Origin of the sequence: Butyrivibrio sp. INlla16, assembly GCF_900104155.1 — a bacterium.
Classification (GTDB): domain Bacteria; phylum Bacillota; class Clostridia; order Lachnospirales; family Lachnospiraceae; genus Butyrivibrio.
Genome location: NZ_FMYB01000030.1, coordinates 14,402 through 38,229, shown reverse-complemented (window position 1 = coordinate 38,229; position 23,828 = coordinate 14,402). Strand labels below are relative to the sequence as shown.

Sequence of the window (23,828 nt, the reverse complement as noted above, 5' to 3'; positions counted from 1 at the left end):
TTTTAGTCTTAATCAATTTCCTTAAGCGCGGAAATATCAGTACCTATAACCATTGAATAATTGGTGTAATACACGACAAATCCAGGCTTTGCGCCTCCCGGCTTTTTGACATCCTTACGCTTTAGGTAATCTATTTCTACCTTGTCCTGTTCCTTGCCCTTTGAATAATAAGCCGCAAGGGATGCAGCCTCCTCGAAAGATCTGTCCGGCACTTCTTTTCCTTCGGTGATGAGAACAACGTGAGACCCGGGTATGCCCTTTGCGTGGAACCACCAGTCTCCACCGTTGGCCATCTTGAAAGTAAGCTCATCGTTCTGGTAGTTGTTTTTCCCTACATAAATATGGAAACCGTCGCTACTGATATAATGGAAGGGCTTACTCTTGGAATTTCGGCCACGGTTGTTCTTACCGTTTTTTCCTTTTCCGTTTATCCTGTCAGCGGCACTACCCTTAATATATCCGCCTTCTACAAGCTCTCTTCTGATATCCGTAAGATCCTCTTCCTGCCTTGCGATATCAAGAGAAGCAGCAATGGATTCCAGATGAGAAACGGTCTCTGAAACCTCTTTCATCTGAATCTCAAGCGCCTCAGCGGTTCTCTTCATCTTTGTATACTTATCAAAATATTTCTTGGCGTTCTGAGCAATAGTAAGTGTGGGATCAAGAGTTATCTTGACATCTTTTCCTGTATTGTAATCATTAACCGTTATCGACGTGGCATCAGGCTCAGCACTGTAGCCATATACTGTAAGAAGTTCGCCGTAAATCCTGTATTTATCCTTCTTCTCGGTGTCGCGGAGCTGATTGGTCTGAAGATCGAGCGTTCTGATATTTCTCTCAAGAGCAGTTGCTACCAATTTTCTGAGGTCTGAAGATTTTTGTCTGATCCTTGTAACAGTATTTTTCTCAGAATAAAAATCCAGTAAAAGTGTCGATATCTCCTCATATTCTTTGTAAGAAGAATCCGCACCTTCATGATACATGGTAAGCGGAATTGCTGCATATTCCTTAGGCTTTTCATTTATATAAATAAGCTCTGGCGCGAACTCATCATTCCTGATCCCTGTCATAACCTTATCAAAAGCATCCCACAGTCTGACACATTCATCGTTCTCAAGCGCAATAGCAGATTTATCAGAATCAATATCAGCCCTATAGCATATTTCTCTTGAAACAACAGGTGAAAGGCCTGTGAAGCTCTCATAGAGAGCTTTGAAAACAGGCTGCCCTTTTGAAGGAACAAGACTCATAAACTCATCCTTGGTTACTTTCAGAGGATTAAGTTTATCCTGGGTTACAGGCACAAAATAATCCCGTCCCGGAAGCACCTCCCGAACAGAGCTCACCGATGAAGGAATATGCTTGATTGAATCAATGATCTTATTATCCTCATCTACAAAAATGATGTTGCTGTATTTTCCCATAAGCTCCATAAGCAGAGTCTTATGGCGAAGATCTCCCATCTCGTCCAGGTGTTCGATCTCAATCCTGATGATTCTCTCAAACTCAGGCTGAAATACATCTATTATCTTGCCGTTTTGAATATGTTTCCTCAGAAGCATGCAGAAATTCGGTGCTGTCATAGGACTCTGCTTATTCTCATCAGTCATATAGACAAGCGGAAGTGAAGCATCAGAAGACATAAAAAGTCGTCTCTGACCGCCGCCGTTTTCCACAGCCTTCCTTACCGTTATTAAAAGCTCATCTTTTTCTGTCTGGGCGATCTTGTAAATACGACCGCCTGTAAGTTCTTTTTTTATGTCGCGCACTATGTTGGCGACTGTAATTCCATCGAATGCCATTTTTAATATCTCCTGCATTCCTTATCAAGTAGGTCGAAGTTTACATAATCGGCCACTCTTCCGGTTGAATTATTTACTACGGCGAAATGCAGTCCCTTTCGCTCAATCATTATATTTTCATCATTAATTTCGAGGAGGAAATCTTTATCCTTAAAACTATCCCAGCTTCCCTTTAAATGATAGGATACGTTATCAGATGCAGTACCCTTGATATTTTGGTTTTCTTTGGTAGCATGGCTGTCGTTCAGCTCGCTGTTAATTGCTGCAACTATAGTGACATCCTGTCCTTTTGGAATATCATCGCTTATGCCGAGAGCTTTTAACGCTGCAATGTTGTCATCCGTAAGTCTCATAGCGCCGCTCTTCCTGGTCGTGATAAATACAGTATATTCACCACTCTCTGCATACGCTTTTAAGGCTTCGAGATACTTCTGCAGGTCAGTCTGTTTAAGGTGCATATCGCCTCTTTGTGAAAAGAGACTAATATCAGAGCCAAGAGCCCCCTTACAAATAATATTGAAGTCTGTATCACCGGGATTTATCTCACTTGCAGGTATATCTACAGAATATGATCCATCCGAGTTTAAAACCATGTTATAGGTCATAAGATTGTCGTAATTTCCATCCTTCCTTACATCGACCTGAATACCCTCGATTTTTTCAACAACTCCCGTAATGTCACTTACTGTTACTTTAACTATATCTCCCTGCTCTTCGATGCTGCAGTTTGCAGACGCTCCCTCATAGTTTTGTTCCATCGCCATTTCATCGGTTATTCCGGCAAGTTCATTCATAAAGTGAGATTTTCTATTAAGCTCACTTTCTTCAAGTTCCATTCCATATTTTTCAAGAAGAGTCTGCTCACTTGAAAACAGATTTGCTCCAAGACCAAGCCTGTCACCCTCAATAGATGCACCTAAAGCAGCAACTGTTGTCGGGAACATATCGAAGGTTGTATATTCTCTCTGGTCTGCGCCATCCCTTGATGCACCGGGATTAATAATACAGGTGTATACCTTTCTCGTATAATCCTCAGGTATTTCCGCACAAAAATCAGCATCCATTGTAGGATGGTCGCCCACAAGAACTATGGTTGTATTTTCATAGAAATCCTGCTCTTTTATCCAGTTTACAAACTCTGTAGCCTGTCTGCTTGCACATGCAAATACGTTGGAATACTGATCCTCAAACTCGTCTTCACACAATCTGCAGACATAACCATCCTCAAAATGAGTATCAACGGTAAGAAGTGTCAGATTGAAGGGTTCATCCGATTTGGACAGCTCACTAAGACGGTTTTTAGCATATTCATAGAGTTTCTCATCCTCAAAGCCCCACCATACACCGTAATCCTGGGGTATCCAGCCCTGATCCTTGGCATAAGGATAGTCAACTATGCCATAATCTCCGTGCGTCTTAAAGAAGAGCTCTCTTCCGCCAAAGCTTGCATTTGAGCCGCAAAGATACTCCTGATGATAGCCCTCATCCTTTAAAATATCACCTATTGCCCTTACAGTCGGGAAGAATGTCTCCTGCTCCGACATGCTGTTGGCATCAATACTTATCTGTAGCGGAAGCCCTGTGGACTGTGCAAAAATTGCCCCCATTGTCCAATCAGTTCCAGGCATAGAAAAGCCCCCGTTAAGCTTATCTGAACCATCCCCAAAAAACTCATGCGAAAGTGCCAGGTCCGTAAGCTCAGGGATTCTGCTCTTTTCAAAAGCACCGCCATGCTCTGAATCGCTGTCTGTAACTTCAGTGGATTCAAGGTAGATATAAACCAGATTTCTCTTCTTTTCAGGGAAATCGATGTTTACGGAATTGGGATCAACATAATTATCCTTAATAAAGGTGGATGCATGGAGCTGCTGATCAATATATGAAGTCATATCCAGCTGAATCCACGTATACGCAACAAAAGCCACAAGAGCAATAATAGATGCTCCGATCGCTATCAGAGTCTTTTTCCCTTTAAATGCATCGTTTGCAAGTAGCAGAAATAAAAAGATTATAAGTGCTGCCACACATGTTGGAAGAAATGCTTTCATAATAAAAAGCTTTATCATAGCATGTGATGCGCCCGACAAAGACATCTTTACATTGAAAACAAGCTCGTTCACAGTCATGGTATTCCAGGTATTGAAAAACCAGAGAGATGTAAACAAGAGCAAAAACGGTATTGATAATAATATTGTTAAAAACAAGTATTTTATTATATTTCTTTTCTTCACGACTGTTCCTTAAATGTTATAATTATTTTTGATTTCACCAAACTATACTATTTTAGCATAATAAGACCTAACAAACTATAAGGATTCATTACTTATGTTCATTACATCATTCAAAAAAATGAAGCTGAATATCGTACTTATCATGGTAGTTACCATGTCACTTTTTATATCTGCATGTTCTTCAGGCAAGGTTCCTGACAACATAGAAGCCATGCGAAGTATTTTTTCAGAGAATAAATATATAATCCATGCCTGTGGTTTTGTAAGTGATGATGAGGGCACTTTATGCGATTACACAAATTCCAGAGAAGCTCTTGAAAATAGTCTCTTAGCAGGAAACAAAATTATCGAGGTTGATTTTCATTACACAAGTGACGGCACCCTTGTCTGCGGGAAAGCCTGGGGTGATCTCTATTTAGACGGCAAGCAGATGACTCCCGGAGAGGCTCCGACTCTTTCGGATTATCTTCAGTGTAAAATATTGGAAAAATTCACTGTTCTCACCTTTGATGATATTGCAAATTATATGCGTGAATATACGGATATGATTGTTGTCACTGATACAAAAGAAACAAATATTGAAACATATAAAATGATAGCCTCTTCCTATCCCGATCTCACAGACAGATTTGTCGTTCAGATATATCATGCATCAGAATATGATGAGGTAAAAAAGGCCGGTTTCCCTTATATCATTTATACCTTGTATGAGACTGAGGATTCAGAACGCACAGAGGAAGCACTTCTTCGCGCTGCCAAAAAGCCTCTTGTTGGTTTTACTTTTCATATTGACCTCACTGAAGATCAGGAATTCATGAGTATAATGCAAAAGACAAATACTCCGCTTTTTGTACATACGGTTAATGATGATGAACAAATAAAAAAATACCTGAGCGAAGGAATCTCAGGTATTTATACGGATCGTACAGATCTATAGCCTTCCCCTTTGGGAAAAGGGATTAACTTTTCATAATATGTACCTTCTTCAGAAGGCCTACCAATGTATGACCCTTAGGGAAGGATTTAAGTTCTTCTTCAGTAACCGCATTCGTTCTTACCATTCCTACTGCATATATAATTACTGCTACAACAATAGCAATCATAACAGCAAATAGGTTTACAAAATAGTCACGTGAAATAAACTTTTCGAATAAGAGCTTAAACAGCTCATATACTCCCCACGCAACAGTTCCCATTACGGCAGATACCCCAGCAGGGAGCAGATACATCTTCATAATATCCTGTTTAACATTAAGCACTTTTGAAATTGAATGTTCATTCAAAACACACATCAAAAATGAATAAGTTATAGTCACGATAGCAAGAGCCTTATTTCCAAGATTTGTGAAAAGAAGGAGTACCACAAGCAGTGCCGTCTGAACAATAAGAGCAAAGGTAGCATTTAAAACCGGTGCGTTCACCCTTCCTATACCTTGCAAAATTGCATTGCTGACTGTTGATAGCGAATAAAAAACAACAGTAACAGCAAGCATCTGCATTAAAAATCCAGCCTCATGTATAGTCGCCCTTTGCGGAAACAGAAGCATAATTATAGGATCAGCAAGGGCAAAAAGTCCAACTGCGGAAGGAATAGCTATCATATTGATCATACGATATACCTTCTCAACAAGCGCTTCTGTTCTTTCATAGTTCTTTTGCGCAAAGTAAGTTGATATGCTCGGCATAATTGTTGCTGCAGTAGCTGCCGCAATCGATATCGGAAAATTGGCTATTACCACCGCTTTTTGTGAAAAAACGCCATATCTTGTGACCACCTCATTATGAGGAATATTCTTGCTATAGGTCATTATCTTAGAAAAAAGCGTGGAATTCATTGTAGTTGATAAATTATATATAGCAGTACTCAAAATAAAAGGCGTAACTATCATAATAATCAGTCTGAATATCTCTCTATACTGCATATCCTCATGATGATCATGAATTACTTTTCTGTTTATATAATCCTTATTGATACTGTATACAAAATACATAAATATCAGTGCTATAACCACACCGGATCCTGTTCCAAGTGAACTTCCTATTGCACCATACATGGCTCTGGTAGAATCATCGCTTCCTTTCGAAATAGCAAATTTCACAAGAAAATAAGCTGCTCCCACGGAAACAAAAGCATTCAAAAATTGCTCAACAAGCTGCGATACACTTGTCGGCACCATCGTTCTGTGAGCCTGAAAATATCCTCGCAAAACTCCAAGCGGTCCGAATATTAAAATTACAGGTGCAAAAAATCTGAGAACCGGAATTGAATATCCGTCTACAAGAAACGGCGCCCCAAAGAAGACAAAGAGGCTTCCAAGCCCACCGACTACGCACACATAAATAAGCGCACAGTGAAAAATCCGCTGTGCGTTGCGATACTCGTGTACAGCAAGCTTCTGCGATATGATTTTACTCATGGCAGAAGGTATGCTGTACGCCGAAATCAACAATACAATTGAATAAATATTGTAAGCCGTACTGTAATATCCATTGCCCTCATCACCAATAATTCCGGTAAGAGGAGCACGGTATAATAGACCGATAATTCTTGATATTATTCCGGCAGTTGCAAGGACACTTCCCTGCACAATCATGTTTTTCTTTTTGCTCATATTATTACGGTCTAAGCCAATCGTACATCTCCTGATATTTGGATGCCGAAACCTCCCATGAGAAGTTGGCAGCCATTGCACGATCAATCATCTTGTTCCATTCACGCTTGTTGTCATAGTATACTCTCTCAGCTTCGCGAACAGTACGCATCATCTCATGCGCATTATAGTTTAGGAATCCGAAGCCTGTACCCTTGCTTTCATATTGATTGTAGGGCTCAACGGTATCGGTAAGTCCTCCGGTCTGTCTGACAATCGGAATAGAACCATATCTAAGCGCCATCAGCTGTGAAAGTCCGCAGGGCTCAAACAGCGAAGGCATAAGGAAAGCATCAGATGCTGCATAAATCTTATGTGACAAAGGATTGGAATAAAAAATATTCGCAGAAACCTTTTCCGGGAACTTCCATGCAAAGTGACGGAACATATTCTCATACTGTTCTTCACCTGTTCCGAGAACAACTATCTGAATTGCATCCTGACAGAGCTCATCCAGAACATAAGCTATAAGGTCAAAGCCCTTCTGATCGGTAAGTCTTGAAATAATACCGATCAACATTGTCTTATCATCCTCGGGAAGTCCAAGCTCTCTCTGGAGTGCTCTCTTATTCTTCACCTTCTCCTTGCGGAAATTGATTGCATTATAAGGATAATCCAGGAACTTATCTGTCTCGGGATTGAATTCCGTATAATCAATACCATTGACAATACCGCGAAGGTCATTGGTTCTGGCTCTCAATAGACCATCTAGACCTTCTCCGTAAAACTCGGTTTTAATTTCTTCAGCATAAGTACTGCTGACGGTTGTGATCGCATCAGCATATACGATACCGCCCTTAAGCAGGTTTGCATCCTTGTAATATCCAAGCTTATCGGGTGTGAAGTAATAATCCGGAAGTCCTGTGATATCCTGAACATCCTTTGCATCCCATTTACCCTGGAATTTCAAGTTATGAATTGTCATTATAGACTTTATGCCACGGAAAAATTCATTACCCTGGAATCTCTCCTTAAGGTAAACCGGGATAAGACCTGTCTGCCAGTCGTGGCAATGAATTATATCAGGTCTGAATCCTATAACCGGAAGAATTGAAAGCGCAGCCTTGCTGAAATATGCAAACTTCTCAATCTCCCAGATAACATCTCCGCTATAGGGAGCCATTCCGTTAAAGAAATACTCATTATCTATAAAGTAGTACTTTATGCCTTCAACCTCAGCATAAAAGATTCCCACATACTCGCTCTTCCAGTGAAAATCCATGTAAAAATTCGAAACATATTCGAGCTTATCCTTCATCTCCTGTGCCATACAGGTATATTTCGGGAGGATAACTCTTACATCGAAATACTTCTTATCAATGTCCTTAGGCAGAGAGCCAACAACATCTGCAAGTCCGCCGGTTTTAATAAATGGTACGCCTTCTGATGCAACAAATAGAATGTTCTTCATGTAGTGCCTCCATCATTTGGAAGATTTTTTATTAACAGGCGATCAGTCTTCTGTCACCTGATATTTCGCAGACTGCATAGCTATAAGCTCTTCATCTGAGAAATAATCGATTTTCATAGCCTTCTTAACGTCACTGAGAGTCTGTGCTGCAACCTCTTCTGCAACTTCCGAGCCCTTCTTGATAACGTCATATACATACGGAATATCCTTCTGGAATTCCTCTCTGCGCTTTCTGATAGGCTCAAGCTCGGACTGGAGGACATTGTTAAGGAACTTCTTAACCTTAACATCTCCAAGGCCGCCTCTCTTGTAGTGAGCCTTCATCTCATCGAGATTTGCATAATCGGGAGCAAACTCAGCAAAATGCTCATCCTTTGCAAATGCATCAAGATAAATAAATACCGGATTGTTCTCAACTTCGCCCGGATCCTCAACGCGAAGGTGATTGGGATCTGTGAACATTCCCATTACCTTCTTTTTTATCATCTCCGGTGACTCTGAAAGGTAAATACAGTTTCCAAGTGATTTGCTCATCTTAGCTGTTCCGTCGGTACCCGGAAGGCGAAGACAAGCTGCATTATCTGGAAGCAGGATGTTCGGCTCAACAAGCGCTTCACCGTATACTGAATTGAATTTTCTTACAATTTCTCTGCACTGCTCTATCATTGGTTCCTGATCCTCTCCAACGGGAACAGTTGTAGCCTTAAATGCGGTAATATCAGCAGCCTGGCTTATGGGATATGTGAAAAATCCAACCGGAATGCTTGTTTCAAAATTTCTCATCTGTATTTCAGACTTTACTGTGGGATTTCTCTGAAGTCTGGATACTGTAACAAGATTCATGTAATAGAATGTAAGCTCTGTAAGTTCAGGTATCTGTGACTGTACAAAAAGCGTGCTCTTTGCGGGATCAAGACCTACCGCGAGATAATCGAGCGCAACCTCAATAACATTCTGTCTCACCTTCTCGGGATTCTCGGCATTGTCTGTAAGAGCCTGAGCATCCGCGATCATAATGAAAATATCATCAAACTCCCCTGAATTCTGGAGTTCCACTCTCCTTCTGAGTGAACCGACATAATGACCGACATGAAGCTTCCCCGTCGGGCGATCGCCGGTAAGTATAACTTTGCGCATAACTTTTTCCATCTCCTTAAAATATATAATTAAATATTATATCAAAAAACCTTATTTTTTTATAGATAGTGCAAACTGTTCTCTGCTAACACATGCAATAACATCTCCGATATCGGGAGTCTGTCCCAGAATGCCGTAATCCTGATGAATCGGAATAACTCCGAACTTCATAGCTTTACCGCCGATTCTGTTCTGAACATAATCGCCTATCTTCACACAGATACTTTGCATTACCGCATCACGGATTCCCCATTCCGTGAGCTTTGCGAGCATCTGATCCGTGGTTGCCAGATCCTGAAGGATTCTGGCCTGGGATATAGTTCCACCCGCTAATACCGTATGAAGTGAAAATACTTCTCGCCTTCCGTCAGCATTCCAGGTATGAGTATCCATAATACCCGCAGCCAGTCTGATAAGCTTTGAAGCATTTCCGACAAGCAGGAAATTTTCCATACCAACCATTGCTGCCATATCTAGCGTGTCACCTATATAGTTTCTGCATCTTATGCAGTGCGCCATAGATATATGGGTATTATCCTGTATATATTTATGGCCTGCATTACCCGGAACCGCAATAACATTCCTTATCCCGGATTCATATTGCTCCTGAATGGTACCTGCGATTTCCGATAAAACATCGTCCTGTGAAGTTCTGGCAACGGAACCGTTGCCCCCGGTAATACTAAACTGCAATGAGCTGTTATTATACGATATGGCAGAAACCGTTATTTTTATAAGCGGCATTATATCCGCAAAATGGATTGCATCCGCAACAGCCTCGAAAATTACATCTCTCGCTTCCTTATCAATATTCGCAAATCCGGCAGGTACTCCACGCTCAACAGCAGTAAGCCTGCTTATACCTTCTCCGCCATCAAGATACAGATTGATATATTCCGGTTTTATATATATATCATCCGGAATATCCGTCATCTTCCTTACACGCTCAACCGTCACATGAACTTCCGAAGCACCGGAAAGCCCCTGAATATTTACATTGCCGAGAACAACACAGAATTCACGAAGCGCATGGTTTTCAGGATGCGGAATAAAGCGAACGGGAACATTGACCGGTCTGCCATCATCAGTATGAAATTCTATAGACTCGTAACTAATGCGCAAAAGTAGCGACGAAGCAGCAGCTTTTGCTGCCACCGCAGCAATCGCTCCCCCGGATAATGAAGAAATATTTGAAAAAACGTTCATGCCTTTTTGAATCATTGATTTTCCCCCAGGCGGTGTTCGTTTATTAGTCATTTTTATAAAAATAGTATAACATGTTTTACTCTAAGGCGCTTTATTATTGGAAAATTCTTTTATATTTACTCGTCATTATAGACACATAATATTCTAAAATTCGTTCGTGATTAGATATAATTTCGAATTATTTTATATTTAGTTTATGAATTGTCCATATTCTGTACAAATTTACTCTTTACTATAAATTTAACAGGAGTTAGAACTTCTGACTCCCCCAACAAAACTTTTTTCATACCGGGTTGTCGGGTTCCCCACCTGACAACCCCTCCTCCCAAAAAACGCCCCGGCGTTTATTTTTTTTGGAATGATACGGGAGGGGTGGGGATATATATTTCTTTAACCAATACTATAACCCTCTTCATTCCTTGAGGCTCGTACGATTGTAGATAAAACAGATTTCCATTTGAAATAAAAACAGACCGGGACAAAGTGTGTTGGAGCAAAACCGATTATGCGTTTTTTGCAACGAGGTTTTGAACCAATATACTTTGTCCCGGTCGTCATGTATATCAATATCTTGAAATCTGTTTTTCTACAAGTCGTACGAATTCCTGGTTGGTGCGGGTTTTGGAGAACATGTTTATGCACTGGTCTACAGCTTCGTCTGCCTTCATGCCGTTGAAGCCCTTGCGAAGTGCATTAACTGCTGCGAGTTCTTCGGGCTTGAGAAGAAGATCTTCACGTCTGGTACTGGACTTGGGAATATTGATAGCAGGGAATATTCTCTTCTCCTGCATCTTTCTATCGAGAACCATTTCCATGTTACCTGTTCCCTTGAATTCCTCATATATAACATCGTCCATCTTGGAACCTGTCTCTACAAGTGCTGTAGCAAGGATTGTAAGACTTCCGCCCTGTCTCATGTTTCTTGCTGCGCCGAAGAATCTCTTAGGCATATGAAGAGCCGCCGGATCAAGACCTCCGGAAAGAGTTCTTCCTGACGGAGGAACTACAATATTGTATGCTCTTGTAAGCCTTGTAATTGAATCAAGAAGAATCATAACGTCCTTGTTGTGCTCAACAAGTCGCTTAGCACGCTCAATAACCATCTCAGATACTCTCTTATGGTGCTCCGGAAGCTCGTCGAAGGTTGAATAGATAACCTCAGCGTTAGGCCCCTCAATACTCTCCTTGATATCTGTAACTTCCTCAGGACGCTCGTCTATAAGAAGAACTATAAGGTGAATATCGGGATTACTTCTCTTTACTGAAAGAGCAACATCCTTAAGAAGTGTTGTCTTTCCTGCCTTAGGCGGTGAAACGATCATTCCACGCTGTCCCTTACCGATAGGTGAGATCATATCCATGATTCTCATTGCTATCGTGCAGCCGGGATGTTCAAGAACAATCTGCTGATTCGGGAAAATGGGTGTCATCTTCTCAAAATCCCATCTGCCCATAGCAACTTCTGGCTTATAGCCGTTTATTGAATTAAGCTGGAGCAATGCTCCGAACTTATCGTTTTCCTTTTTCTGTCTGGCAATACCTTTAAGAATATCACCGGTTTTGAGATTATACTTTCTTATCATACCCGGAGCAACATAAACATCGTTCTCACCGGGAAGATAATTCTCGCATCTGATAAATCCAAAACCATCCTGCATTACTTCAAGAATACCGTCTGCTTCTATTCCATTGGCAATTTCAGCCTCATCGGCAGGAGTTTCCTTTTTTGCGTAGGATTCCTGGGATTCTGCAGAAGACTTTTGTTCCTTATTCTCAGAGGACTTTGCCTCGTTAGAATTCTTATCTGGAGCCTTTTTCTCTGCAGGCTTCTTATCTGCTCCGTCATTTCTGCTGTTATCGGCAATAATAACCTTCTTCTTGCCGGGCTTTTTTTGTGCAGGTTTATCGTTTGATTCATTTGCACTTTTTGCAGGCTTCTTTTCTGCTTCCTTTGTCTCAGCTTCTTTTGCCTCAGCTTCTTTTGCCTTAGCTTCCTCAGCCTGCTGTTTCTCATAGAGCTTCAAAAGAGCATCAATGAGTTCAGATTTCTTCATTGTTGTAACACTCTTAATTCCATTCTGCTTTGCAAGATCGCGAAGGGAAGCAAGTGTTAGTGTCTCTAATTTTTCTCTCAAATTTAATTCCTTTCTTATAAATTCATATTATAAAAAACAATTGGAAAAAGTAATCGAAAACTTATAAATTAAGTCTGATTGTCGATAAGCTAATGCTTCAAGATAAAACTACCTTCGACTAAACATCACAATACATCATAAAATAAGAAATATCAATAGAAATTTTTTTAAGATTTTATTAAATAAGGGGATTTATTCATTCCCCTTACCACTGTCTATCATAATACCGATAGCTTCTTTCGCAACCTCATACAGAGTAGCCATCTGCTTTGCGCCTTCATCATCCATTTCAGCAAGCTTGTTGTACTGTGAAGTAAAATAGTTTTTTGCCTGAATGACTGTCGCACTTGATATAACTCTGCCGTTACTCATAATTGTACCGGTCTCGGAATTATATCTTCCTGTTGTTGTTTTAAATTTTTGTGCGTCGCCCATTCCCATGGATTGTGCGAGCGAGTGAATAAGTGCTTCTCTTCCCTTATTATCTGCCATAGTAATCCCCTCATCCGTCAGCTGCGCTGACGCCTTCCCCTACAAGGGGAAGGCTATGATAATAAAATAGTTATTCTCACAAAATATCAGATTACTTTGTTACAACTTCCTTGATAGATTGAGCAAGACCTGCTACGCCTGCGATACTGCTGGGTACAATAATCTTTGTAGCCTGTCCGTTTGCAGCCTTCTCGAAAGCTTCGAGACTCTTAATTGTAAGAACAGACTCGTCAGCACCGGCATCCTTAAGCATCTGAATACCATCAGCATTAGCCTTCTGGACGCTTCTAATAGCCTCTGCTTTACCTTCAGCTTCTCTGATCTGCTTTTCCTTCTCAGCCTCAGCCTTGAGGATTGTTGCCTGCTTATCAGCCTCTGCCTGAAGAATCTTACTCTGTTTTTCACCCTCTGCAACTGTGATAGCTGACTGCTTCTCACCTTCTGCGAAGAGGATCTTTTCTCTCTTTTCACGCTCAGCCTTCATCTGCTTCTCCATGGCATCACGAATCTGCTCCGGAGGATTGATGTTCTTAAGCTCTACTCGTGTAATCTTAATACCCCATGGATCTGTTGCTATATCAAGAGCATCCTGCATCTGAGCATTAATCTGGTCACGGCTGGTAAGTGTTTCATCAAGTGTAAGTGATCCGATTACATTACGAAGAGTTGTTGCTGTAAGATTTTCAATAGCTCCTATCGGATTTCTTACTCCGTATGCATAAGCCTTGGGATCAGAAATTCTAAAGAACACGATTGAGTCTATCTGCATTGTTACATTATCCTGAGTGATAACAGGCTGAGGCGGGAAATCACAGTACTGTTCCTTAAGATCAACCTTTCTTGCAATTCTGTCAATAAAAGGAACCATAAAGTGAAGACCGACATCCCAAGTCTCCTTGTATGCACCGAGACGCTCAACAATAAATGAGTGAGCCTGCGGTACAATCTTGATATTTAGTGCAATCAGAACAAGAATTAAAACGATGATAATAAATATTGGCATAACTTCTCCTCCTTCTTCATACCTTTAAGCTTTCTTTACGATAAGCTTATTGCCCTCAACTTTTTCAATAATAACTGTTTCCCCTGATGAAATATTAACCTCATCATCCATACTTCTTGCGTTCCAGGTAGTCCCATCAAGAATCACAGCGCCGGTCTCCTTGATATTGTCTATATCCTTGGAGACAGTAACCTTTCTTCCGGGAACCGCATCGATGTTGGTCTTAACAATTCTTCCGCCAAGCAGTCTTACCGATACCGGTCTTACCAAAAGCAACATGACAATTGAAACCAGAATAAAAACCACTATCTGCAGCGGAACCGAAAGACCGAGCACAGCCATAATAAATGCTGCCAAAGCTCCGATTGCAAACCATATGGTGGAAAGCCCCTGTGTCAAAATTTCAAAAACAGCTAATATTACGGTAAGTATCAGCCAAAATATCATAGGCGACACTCCAAATAACGTATTGTACATGTCAGTCACCCCACTTTATCATACAAAGAAGCTTATTATCAGCTTATCTCGTTTACATAAATCTGTACACGGCTCTGAATGATATCAGCAACCTCCGCAGCAGTCTTCTGTCCGCTGAAGTATGCCGCTGCCTCTTCAAAGATAATGCTTGTTACAGCTTCATTTGCATTTCCTACCTGATCGATGCTGTTAAGGAAGTTCAGCACCTCATTTACCTCATCATCAGTCATAGGATCAACAATTACCTCTGTATCTCCAACATACCAGGTATCATCATATTCAACTTCCTTGCCATTCTCATCGATATATGTAGGCTTCTTCTTAGCTTTCTCTGAAAGCTCATCCATCTTTGTCATACTTACAGGCCAAGCACCGTCAATAGTTTTCTGATACTCGTCTGATAGGAAGTATCTCATGAATTCCCAACATCCGTCCTTAACCTTGGAACTTGAGCTCATGGTGAGCTGAAGGTTAGGATAAAGCGCGGAGCCACTTCCGTTATCTGAAGGGAAGCCTACTGTCTTAATTGGCTTACCGAAAGTACCCTTTGCTTCATAGTTATAATCAGAGAAAGCGTACAAATATAATCTCTCTGCAAGTGCCTTATCCGTTCTATAAAGAGATGCTGTCTCATAGTTGTAATCATCTTCCGAAAGCTCCTCAGGGAACTCATTTACAAACTCAAGAAGATGTGTAAATGCCTCTGAATCATAGCTGCAGGTAAGAGTCGACCAGTCGATGTACTGAGAACCGGAAAGACTGAGCGCCATCTCAAGCACTTCATCTCTTGTAAGAGGTCCGAAAATATTCTTGTGCTCGATATTCTTTGCCTTTACAAGCTTTTCAAGTTCATCGATAGTCCATGTATAATCATCATTTCCTACGTCGTCTGTAGCTGCAACAACTGTTTCAACATAGAAGCTGGGAATGAGCTTATACATCTTACCGTCATTCTTGAATGCTTCCATTACATGATCCATATACTTGACCTTGCTTAATTCTTCATCATTCTTGAAGTAATCTGTCATATCTTCAAAAAGTCCCTTTGAGATATAACTGTCTACAGGCATATCGGAATCAAGAACAAGGATATCAGGTGCATTACCGGAAACAATGTCTGTATTCAACTTGTTTGCACCACCTGACATCTCACTGTCAGAGTCATATTTTGAGTAATCACTGATAACAATACGATATTTATCATTTGTCTTATTGAACTTAATTATCTGCGCTCTTACATCATAATCGATATAGTTACAGCCAAGAACAATCTGCTGTCTATCGCTTACAGTCTTGGGATCAACCTTTGTAAGATATGTAAGGTTATACTTCATATCTTCTGTAGGAATAAGTGCAATTATCTCGGTATCGGAAATTGCTACCATCTGAGATACACCGTAAGTATCAATATCCGAATCAACGAAATTGAGGATCATTGAAACCTTTTCATCACCGAGCTTATAGGTATAAATACCCTCGGAACCTGATGCAAAAAGATCATGGCTTCCTGCACCTGAATAAAATGAGTAGTCATAGAAAGTTGAATCTACAGTTCCAACCTCAGTGGCCTTCTCGCCCTTTAAATCAACTTTATAAAAAGTCTGTTCGGAACCATTTACAAGCGCACCGAAGCTTCCGTCACCCAGTTTATACACATATGCTGAAAAACCATACTCTGTGTCAGCATTATCAAAAGCGATATCAGCGGTCTTGCTTCCATCTGCAGTACTGTATTTATGAACTCCGTTTGTATCGGATACAAGTAGAGTATCATTATCAGCAGCAATAAAAGAATTCACATAATAATATGAATCGGTTGTAGAATCAATCTCCTGTCTCCATACTTCTGTACCGTTGTTGTCATACTTGACCATGTAATAAGTATCTGAATCAACATTACTTGAAGATGACATGTCAACTCCGGTATCTGTATCGGAGGGCATAATTACATCACCCTCACCGCCTTCAGATGAAGTAGTATTAGTATCTTCTGTAGCATCCTGGCTTGTAGAAGCTGCGTCATCGGATGTACCCTCTTCATCTGCTTCGGAATCATCGGAAAGAGCTTCTTCCTCATCCTCACCGGAATATTGTGTAACATCGTCTTCAACCGATTCGGAATCTTCAATCTCTATTGAGTTACCATCCTCAAGAATAATCGGAGAAGAACCATCCAACCCCTGATCAAATTCAAAATCACCGCCACCCATATAGCCTGCATATTGGACTTCAAGGGTATAAATTGAACCATCATCGGTAAGTGCTGCGTTATACAGCAGTAAATTTCCTGAATTTGCGAGATCAATAGTATTTAAGTTACTTCCGTCTTTATCAAAAGTGAAAACAGTAGTTTTATTGTTTCCCTCATCGGAAACAGCAGTTCCTACTGCATAAATCTTATCTCCGAATTTGCCGAGAGACGAAATTGATGATGTATCAATGCTCTCTCCAAGGTCAATCGGATTATCCTTAAACACATAGGCAGAAGCATCATGACTTGCCTGCTCGTCGGTCGATCCTGTCTTTTTCTTACCACAGCCGCATCCTGCCATAGTTACAGCCATAACTACAGCCATTGAAGCGCTGAGTATCCTTTTTAGATAAATTCTTCTCATTAAATATCCTCCTTGTTTATCCATAAAACAAACTGAAAAACCGTCAAAAATATTTCCACTTTTCGTTATGATATTTCATGTTTGATTCAAGATTGTACTTCCAGTCGGCAGCTTTTTCTACAAGCTGACCTACAGTCCATTTCCTGTGTCTGTAAGCCTGTACAACAACTATAGCTGCCATCAAAAACAAAATTACTGCGCAAACTATCTGAATAAGAAGAAGCACGGCCAATATGTTTTCATAAGCCCTTGCATTATTCTCCCAATAGGGATAAATAACCGGCTTCGTCTGCATTCCTCTCATATTAAACTGTCCAATAAGCTTAAACAGATTAGGATCTTCAAATCTCGCGCTGTTATCAACAACCTCAACCTGGGTTGTATTAAGCGAGAGCTTCTCTATAACAAAATTAGCGGCATAGTTGTCTACGGTATTGGGCATAACAACTTCCATACAGACAATACCCTTGGCCTGTGTCTCAACATCAGAAGTGCCGCCTCCTTCCTCATCATCATTCTTGGATGCCACGTTGACCTTACCAAGAGAGCCATCTGTCGAGAGAACGGAAGCATCGATTCTGCCATAGGTCGCAAGAGATTCAAATGACATGAAGATAGTAGGATATACCATACCGGCAGCTTTTACATATTTTCCACTGTCTCTTTTGACAACACCCGCGATATAGTGAGGTACTCCTCCAAGTAAAATGGTCTCACCCACAATATCATTGGAGCCAAACAGCTGCCATGCAAGTTCCTCATCGAGAATTACATAATCCTTCATGACTATGTCACCGGTAAAATAGTTACCACTCATAACTCTCATCGGATGGAACTGAAAAAAGTCTCCTCCAACGCCGATACCAACTGCTGTTACAGATTTAAGGTCTCTCGTGATCTCTATGCTTCCCACAGCGCTGTAGCAGTAATTCCATACTGCACCGCCACCCTCTGTACTGGCATCTGCTTCCTGAAGTCCGTCAGCAATAAGACCTTTATTGATCTTATAAGCATATTCGTTAACCGTATCGATACTTACACCCTGATTCTCGGAAAAGAACATGCTGACCTGACCGCATCTGGTATCCCCTGACCATCTGTTACCCATCATCTGATCATACTGATGTCTTGCCATGAAATCTTTTTGGACTCCTAAAGCAAAGATGATAAGCGCAAGCAGGACCATAACAACAAAATATATGATCTGTTTTAATTTCAGATTTTTGAAAAATCCTATAATACTTTCTTTTAATTTGTTCATGAATTATTAGCCAGTCTTACCTGATCACCGGATTTAATAGGAGCTGTCGCTGTAGTGATCACATACTCATCACCCTCAAGGCTGCCGCTTATAGCTGCAGTAGTATCATCAGATCCAAGCACCTCTACATCAACTCTTGCAGCAATATATCTGTTTCCGAGAGGACTGGACTTCGACTTTACTATAAGGATAAATTTACCGTTTGAGTCTTCTCTTACAGCTCCTGCAGGAATTGTAAGGTCATAGTTATCAGACTTCTGTCCAATCTGAAGACTTACTGACTGGCCGTTTTGTACTTCCGGACTTTCAATATTGAAAGTAAGAAGTTTCTTTGTATTAGGATTCTGCTGATCCGCAGTAATAGACTTAAGGGTTGCCTTAAAGTCTGTGTAGTACCATGCATTCTGAGGCTCAGCAATATCGCCAACCTTAAGGCGCTTTGCCTGATCCATGGTAACAGAGAAGCTTGTAACCATACCCTTGCCGTCAACCTGAATTGTTGCAACGGGATTCTCAGCATTGGTTGTCTCACCTGCTTTGAGGGCAAGCTCTGTTATTGTTCCGTCTACAGGCGCAGTTACGGTAGCACCGGTTGATTCCTTCTCAAGCTTCTCAACTGTTTCTCTCTGCTCTGCAATTGTATCTCTCTGAGCATCAAGCTCAATTTCCTTTGCAATCTCAGTAAGAAGCTCTGTTCTGTCTGTTGTTGCTCTCTCGAGCTCCTGAGCTGTCTTATTTTTTGTATCCTGAAGTGAAGCTGCCTTTCTCTGGTAGTCACTGTCAACCTGCCCTGCCTGGGTTGTCATCTGCGAAACATCTTTTGTACTATGTGCCTGCTCAATATTGAGCTGATCCTTCTCTTGATTAAGTGCATCAATAACTGAGTCATGATACCAGTACATTTTCTTTAATGATTCTAAATCTTTAATCTGAGTTCCTAATTTAGCCTTTTTAATTTGTGGTTCAGTTTTATCAAGATACGCCTCAAGTCTGGCTTTTTCAGCTTCTTCTTCAGCAAGCTGTGTATCTATTTCAGTGATTCTTGCTGTAATCTCAGCTTCTCTGTACTGAGGCGTTGCCTCATCATAATTATACTGAGCCGCAGTATATGACTGTGCCTGAGACTGCGCATCAATTGTTGCCTGGGCTTCCTCATCAGCAAGCTTAGCAGCATCGTATCTGTCAGTTGCAGCCTTAAGCTTGGCCTGGAACTGATCCATTGTGAGAGTCTGACCGCCTCTGATACGATTTATGGCCTCATCTGAGAGATCACCTGAGAAAAGTGAGGTCTCATAAGTCTGTAAGAGCTCCTCCAGCTTTGTTTTTGCTTCCTGAAGCTCTGTGGATTCCTTATCTTCAAGGTTATAAATTACATCACCCTTTTTTACCTGGGCTCCAACCTCAACAGCAACGCTCTTGATTACGCGCTCCTGTGAAACCTTTACCGAATATGGATCCTTGGCTTCTACAGTACCGGTTCCTCTGATAACCGGTGAAATTGTTCCTTCCTGAATCTGCTGAATAGCAACCTCCGGAAGTGAAAAATTCATAATTGTGTTTGAGAAAAAAGTAAGCAATAACAGTATTGCCAGAAAGGCTATTGTTATATCCTTGATAATATCCTTTCTGCTTTTCTTTGGTCTCTCATTTCTAACTTCAGACATACCTTTAATTCCTCTTCCCTTAAAACTAAATCACGCCTGCTCTCCTCCTCTAGTTATGCAGGCAACGCCGTTACTGGCTGTAAAATCTATCCTTTTAAACCGCCCTGGTACGAAATACCTTCGATTAGGTACTCTTCGCCGTACAGGAAAATCAATAGCGGCGGCACAAGATAAATAACCGCTACCGCAAATGCCAGGCTTATTTCGCCTGAATTGATTTTCGACAGAAATACCGAAAGCGGATGAAGCTCGTCGTTGCTGAGCAGAATAAGCGGCTGCTCAACCATGTTCCAATAATCTATAAAAACCAGAATTGCGATAGATATAAGTCCGCTCTTACAAAGCGGTGCGCATATCTGGGTAAATATCTGCCACTCACTGGCTCCGTCAATGGATGCTGCCTCCATTACCTCTGCCGGAATTCTCCTGATAAATTTCGTAAGAAGATAAACCGCAAACGGTGAAAAGAATCCGGGCAGCCATATGGCCCATCTCGTATCAAGTATTCCGAGAGCCGATGATACCAGATAATTAGGTACCAGTGTAACCTGATATGGCATAAGCATCATAATGATGTAAAGGAAAAATATTATCTCCCTTACCCTTCCCTTGTATCTCGCAAACCCGTAGGATGCAAGCATCGCCACTAGAAGCTGAATCACAAGGATCGGAACAACATAGATCATACTGTTCCAAAACTTAACAAGATATTCCGGTGATTTGAACAGCACAGTGAAATACTGACTGAATGTAACAATATCCGGAATAAACTTGAGGTTAACCGTTTTTGATATAAATACCTTTCCTCCGGTATCCGTCGTCTGAAAAACCGCACCGTAATTGGCACTGATTTCAGAAGAACTCATGAAGGAATTTGTAATTGTAAGTATTGTCGGCAACAGGAACAATGCCGCAAAAATCGCACATATAATGGTTCCTGCTATAGTACCGTATTTATATATTTTTTTCTTTCTTCTTGCCTTCCGAATGGCTCTTTCGTAAAACGCCGCTTCACCGGTAGGCAATTTAAGTCCTGCCATACTAGCCTTCTATATCCTTTCCATACCGGTTTTCAGTGTTAAACATGATAAGCATCAGAACAACAATTACCAATGCCATGATAATGGCCGAAGCCGAAAGCTTCTGGTAATCGACTGAGGCAAATGTATTATTCATAAAATGCTGCATCATATACAGCGTCTTATAAGGATAATCTCCGGTCATTAGATATATCTCTCTGAATACCTTAAAGGAATTAATAAGAGACATAATGGTAACAAACAGTATAGTGGATGAGAGATATCTCATCTTTATTGTCCAGAAAATCTGTCTGTCAGTTGCGCTCTCAAGCTTTGCCACCTCAATCAGATCCTTGGGCACACTCGAAAGAGCTGCCATGAACAGAATCATGTTATAGCCGAGGTTTTTCCATAAAAACAGTGCAACAATAACTATCTGCGCCTTGTCTGATTTAAGCCAGTCAATCTTTGGTCCGCCAAAATTCATACTTATGACATTTATAATTCCGTTAAAATGGAACAACACCTGCCAAATAAGTACTATTGAAGCAATTGGAACCATCATGGGGCTAAGGAAAAAGCTCCTGAACTGGCTCTTAAACGGTATACCCGATTCCATAACGACAGCCAGGAATAGAGAAAGCGCCACCGCAAGAGGCACAGCTATTATCGAAAACATAAAAGTATTATATGCAGCCTGCCTGAAAGCATTATTAACAAACACTCTTTCAAAATTGAAAAAGCCGACAAACTCTTTCTGAATAGGATTGTTTACAACCGAATAAAAAACAACCACACAGAAAGGAATAACAAAGAATGTCAAAACTCCCATGAGACTCGGTAAAAGAAATGCCCATGAAACAGCAGTCTCACGAATAGTCTTTCTAGTGCTCTTTTTATTAGCAAGATGCTTTATTCTCTTAGCGCGGTTCACAATATTATTCTTTAATCCGCGATTTTGCTCATCAGTCTGGCCTGCAGCATTTCTTCTGAGAAATCTATTAAATTTTTCAGCTGATCCCGATATCTTTTCGGGAATCTTTTTCATTTTATCCATAAATCAGTTTTTAAAGCTATGTATCGGAGCCGGAATCCTTCCTCCTCTGTTAACAAATTCATCACAAGAAAATGTGTTGACGCTCATGATAGGACCAAATCCCAATAGTCCGCCAAAGTCCACAGTATCTCCTGCTTTCTTACCGATAACCGGTATGAGTCTTACGGCTGTAGTCTTCTGGTTTATCATGCCGATAGCCATCTCATCGGCAATAATTCCGGAAATGGTTGTACTTTTTGTATCTCCGGGAATTGCTATCATATCAAGACCTACAGAGCATACACAAGTCATAGCCTCAAGCTTTTCAAGTGATAAAGCTCCTGCATTAACTGCATTTATCATACCCTGGTCTTCACTAACCGGAATAAACGCACCTGACAAACCTCCTACATAAGAGGATGCCATTGCTCCGCCCTTCTTAACCTGGTCGTTTAACAGCGCAAGTGCTGCCGTAGTTCCGGGCGCGCCCGCATGTTCAACACCAATCTCGTGAAGAATATCAGCAACACTGTCCCCGATAGCAGGTGTGGGCGCAAGTGAAAGGTCAACAATTCCAAAGGGAACTCCCAGTCTCTCGGAAGCTTCCTTTGCTACAAGCTGACCTACTCTCGTAACCTTAAATGCTGTCTTTTTAATTGTTTCACAGAGAATTTCGAAATTCTCTCCGCGCACCTTTTCAAGTGCCGTCTTAACAACTCCGGGACCGCTTACACCGACATTTATAATTCTGTCTGCTTCGGTAACTCCGTGAAAAGCACCTGCCATGAAAGGATTGTCATCAGGAGCATTGCAGAATACAACAAGCTTCGTGCACCCTGCACTGTCATTATCCTTAGTAGCCTCGGCTGTCCTAACGATTACGTCGCCAAGAAGTCTCACGGCATCCATGTTTATTCCTGTTTTGGTTGAACCGACATTTACAGATGAGCATACAACATCGGTTTGGGAAAGCGCCTGTGGTATTGACTCTATAAGAAGCCTGTCAGCATCTGTCATCCCCTTACTTACAAGCGCGCTGTAACCTCCGAGGAAGTTTATTCCAACATCCTTTGCAACCTTATCCAGCGTCTTTGCAATAGATACAAAATCCTCTGTGCTCTTACATGCAGCAGCACCGATAAGTGCAATCGGAGTAACGGATATTCTCTTATTTACGATCGGAATACCGAATTCCTTGGCAATATCCTCACCTGTCTGAACAAGATCCTTGGCGGATCCATATATTTTCTCATATATATTTCTGTTTAATGTATCAAGGTCTGAGCTAATGCAATCCAAAAGGCTGATACCCATTGTGATAGTGCGGACATCAAGATTTTCCTTTTCGATCATCTCGTTAGTCTCAGAGACTTCATTAATGTTAATCATTTAAGCTCCTTTTTAAATTCTGTGCATTGAATCGAAAATTTCTTCTCTCTGGCATTTAATTACAACGCCGATATCCTCACCGATCTTATCCAGAGTGTCGCTTACTTCCTGGAAGCTTGCTTCACTCTTACTAACATCAACGATCATCATCATATTAAAATATCCGGAAACTATTGTCTGTGAAATATCAAGAATGTTGATACTGTTTTCAGCCAGAAAAGTACATACCCTAGCAATAATACCTACAGTATCCTTACCGACCACAGTAATAATGATTTTGTTCATAATATTTTACTCCC

General features: G+C 41.0%; 18 protein-coding genes. 1 reads left to right on the top strand and 17 read right to left on the bottom strand.

Annotated elements, in window-relative coordinates; genetic code table 11:
• Window positions 1–8: 8 nt before the first annotated feature.
• Both BLR42_RS13975 and BLR42_RS13970 read right to left on the bottom strand, forming a co-directional pair.
• A complete protein-coding gene (locus BLR42_RS13975; protein WP_091870347.1) occupies window positions 9–1,802 on the bottom strand; it encodes an Rqc2 family fibronectin-binding protein in 1,794 nt (597 codons plus the stop codon).
• Window positions 1,803–1,804: 2 nt separating this feature from the next.
• Window positions 1,805–3,922, bottom strand: a complete 2,118-nt coding sequence (locus BLR42_RS13970) for an LTA synthase family protein (protein WP_207648550.1) — start codon at window positions 3,920–3,922, stop codon at window positions 1,805–1,807.
• Window positions 3,923–4,127: 205 nt separating this feature from the next.
• Here BLR42_RS13970 and BLR42_RS13965 point away from each other — a divergent pair, with 205 nt between their 5' ends.
• Window positions 4,128–4,970: a glycerophosphodiester phosphodiesterase family protein gene (locus tag BLR42_RS13965; protein WP_091870341.1), complete on the top strand. Its 843-nt coding sequence runs from the start codon at window positions 4,128–4,130 to the stop codon at window positions 4,968–4,970.
• 22 nt (window positions 4,971–4,992) lie between these two features.
• Here the strand turns inward: BLR42_RS13965 and BLR42_RS13960 are convergent, their stop codons facing one another.
• The 15 genes from BLR42_RS13960 to BLR42_RS13890 all read right to left on the bottom strand — a co-directional run bounded on the left by BLR42_RS13960 (window position 4,993) and on the right by BLR42_RS13890 (window position 23,814).
• On the bottom strand, window positions 4,993–6,645 hold the full coding sequence (locus BLR42_RS13960) for a putative polysaccharide biosynthesis protein (RefSeq protein ID WP_091870340.1): 1,653 nt from the start codon (window positions 6,643–6,645) through the stop codon (window positions 4,993–4,995).
• 4 nt (window positions 6,646–6,649) lie between these two features.
• Complete coding sequence (gene glgA, locus BLR42_RS13955) at window positions 6,650–8,095, bottom strand: glycogen synthase GlgA (RefSeq protein ID WP_022760078.1); 1,446 nt, start codon at window positions 8,093–8,095, stop codon at window positions 6,650–6,652.
• Between the two features lie 42 nt (window positions 8,096–8,137).
• The gene (gene trpS, locus BLR42_RS13950; protein ID WP_022760079.1) at window positions 8,138–9,232 is read right to left on the bottom strand and encodes a tryptophan--tRNA ligase; all 1,095 of its coding nucleotides are present in this window, start codon (window positions 9,230–9,232) and stop codon (window positions 8,138–8,140) included.
• 51 nt (window positions 9,233–9,283) lie between these two features.
• Entirely contained in the window at window positions 9,284–10,453 is a 1,170-nt protein-coding gene (locus BLR42_RS13945; protein ID WP_170832785.1) for a cobalt-precorrin-5B (C(1))-methyltransferase, read from the bottom strand.
• A 548-nt stretch (window positions 10,454–11,001) separates the two neighbouring features.
• Window positions 11,002–12,573: a transcription termination factor Rho gene (rho, locus tag BLR42_RS13940; RefSeq protein WP_091870335.1), complete on the bottom strand. Its 1,572-nt coding sequence runs from the start codon at window positions 12,571–12,573 to the stop codon at window positions 11,002–11,004.
• 192 nt (window positions 12,574–12,765) lie between these two features.
• On the bottom strand, window positions 12,766–13,065 hold the full coding sequence (locus BLR42_RS13935) for a hypothetical protein (protein ID WP_022760083.1): 300 nt from the start codon (window positions 13,063–13,065) through the stop codon (window positions 12,766–12,768).
• A 91-nt stretch (window positions 13,066–13,156) separates the two neighbouring features.
• Window positions 13,157–14,068, bottom strand: a complete 912-nt coding sequence (locus BLR42_RS13930) for an SPFH domain-containing protein (protein WP_091870332.1) — start codon at window positions 14,066–14,068, stop codon at window positions 13,157–13,159.
• Between the two features lie 24 nt (window positions 14,069–14,092).
• Window positions 14,093–14,515 (bottom strand): NfeD family protein, encoded by a 423-nt coding sequence (locus tag BLR42_RS13925; RefSeq protein ID WP_091870329.1) that lies wholly within the window; start codon window positions 14,513–14,515, stop codon window positions 14,093–14,095.
• Window positions 14,516–14,583: 68 nt separating this feature from the next.
• The gene (locus BLR42_RS13920; RefSeq protein ID WP_170832784.1) at window positions 14,584–17,160 is read right to left on the bottom strand and encodes an ABC transporter substrate-binding protein; all 2,577 of its coding nucleotides are present in this window, start codon (window positions 17,158–17,160) and stop codon (window positions 14,584–14,586) included.
• Between the two features lie 43 nt (window positions 17,161–17,203).
• Complete coding sequence (locus BLR42_RS13915; RefSeq protein WP_170832783.1) at window positions 17,204–18,295, bottom strand: ABC transporter permease; 1,092 nt, start codon at window positions 18,293–18,295, stop codon at window positions 17,204–17,206.
• Window positions 18,296–18,417: 122 nt separating this feature from the next.
• Window positions 18,418–20,085: an HlyD family efflux transporter periplasmic adaptor subunit gene (locus tag BLR42_RS13910; RefSeq protein ID WP_091870321.1), complete on the bottom strand. Its 1,668-nt coding sequence runs from the start codon at window positions 20,083–20,085 to the stop codon at window positions 18,418–18,420.
• 86 nt (window positions 20,086–20,171) lie between these two features.
• Complete coding sequence (locus BLR42_RS13905) at window positions 20,172–21,125, bottom strand: carbohydrate ABC transporter permease (RefSeq protein WP_022760089.1); 954 nt, start codon at window positions 21,123–21,125, stop codon at window positions 20,172–20,174.
• 1 nt (window position 21,126) lies between these two features.
• Window positions 21,127–22,161: a carbohydrate ABC transporter permease gene (locus BLR42_RS13900; protein ID WP_022760090.1), complete on the bottom strand. Its 1,035-nt coding sequence runs from the start codon at window positions 22,159–22,161 to the stop codon at window positions 21,127–21,129.
• Between the two features lie 3 nt (window positions 22,162–22,164).
• Window positions 22,165–23,529, bottom strand: a complete 1,365-nt coding sequence (locus BLR42_RS13895; protein WP_091870319.1) for a PFL family protein — start codon at window positions 23,527–23,529, stop codon at window positions 22,165–22,167.
• Between the two features lie 12 nt (window positions 23,530–23,541).
• Window positions 23,542–23,814: an ACT domain-containing protein gene (locus tag BLR42_RS13890; RefSeq protein WP_091870316.1), complete on the bottom strand. Its 273-nt coding sequence runs from the start codon at window positions 23,812–23,814 to the stop codon at window positions 23,542–23,544.
• Window positions 23,815–23,828 lie beyond the last annotated feature (14 nt).

Excerpts from the sequence above, each read along its gene's own strand:
- BLR42_RS13975 (WP_091870347.1), bottom strand. The coding sequence starts at position 1,802 with ATGGCATTCGATGGAATTACAGTCGCCAACATAGTGCGCGACATAAAA.
- BLR42_RS13965 (WP_091870341.1), top strand. The coding sequence starts at position 4,128 with ATGTTCATTACATCATTCAAAAAAATGAAGCTGAATATCGTACTTATC.
- BLR42_RS13960 (WP_091870340.1), bottom strand. The coding sequence starts at position 6,645 with ATGAGCAAAAAGAAAAACATGATTGTGCAGGGAAGTGTCCTTGCAACT.
- glgA (WP_022760078.1), bottom strand. The coding sequence starts at position 8,095 with ATGAAGAACATTCTATTTGTTGCATCAGAAGGCGTACCATTTATTAAA.
- trpS (WP_022760079.1), bottom strand. The coding sequence starts at position 9,232 with ATGCGCAAAGTTATACTTACCGGCGATCGCCCGACGGGGAAGCTTCAT.
- BLR42_RS13945 (WP_170832785.1), bottom strand. The coding sequence starts at position 10,453 with ATGATTCAAAAAGGCATGAACGTTTTTTCAAATATTTCTTCATTATCC.
- BLR42_RS13935 (WP_022760083.1), bottom strand. The coding sequence starts at position 13,065 with ATGGCAGATAATAAGGGAAGAGAAGCACTTATTCACTCGCTCGCACAA.
- BLR42_RS13930 (WP_091870332.1), bottom strand. The coding sequence starts at position 14,068 with ATGCCAATATTTATTATCATCGTTTTAATTCTTGTTCTGATTGCACTA.
- BLR42_RS13925 (WP_091870329.1), bottom strand. The coding sequence starts at position 14,515 with ATGATATTTTGGCTGATACTTACCGTAATATTAGCTGTTTTTGAAATT.
- BLR42_RS13920 (WP_170832784.1), bottom strand. The coding sequence starts at position 17,160 with ATGAGAAGAATTTATCTAAAAAGGATACTCAGCGCTTCAATGGCTGTA.
- BLR42_RS13915 (WP_170832783.1), bottom strand. The coding sequence starts at position 18,295 with ATGGCAAGACATCAGTATGATCAGATGATGGGTAACAGATGGTCAGGG.
- BLR42_RS13910 (WP_091870321.1), bottom strand. The coding sequence starts at position 20,085 with ATGTCTGAAGTTAGAAATGAGAGACCAAAGAAAAGCAGAAAGGATATT.
- BLR42_RS13905 (WP_022760089.1), bottom strand. The coding sequence starts at position 21,125 with ATGGCAGGACTTAAATTGCCTACCGGTGAAGCGGCGTTTTACGAAAGA.
- BLR42_RS13900 (WP_022760090.1), bottom strand. The coding sequence starts at position 22,161 with ATGGATAAAATGAAAAAGATTCCCGAAAAGATATCGGGATCAGCTGAA.
- BLR42_RS13895 (WP_091870319.1), bottom strand. The coding sequence starts at position 23,529 with ATGATTAACATTAATGAAGTCTCTGAGACTAACGAGATGATCGAAAAG.
- BLR42_RS13890 (WP_091870316.1), bottom strand. The coding sequence starts at position 23,814 with ATGAACAAAATCATTATTACTGTGGTCGGTAAGGATACTGTAGGTATT.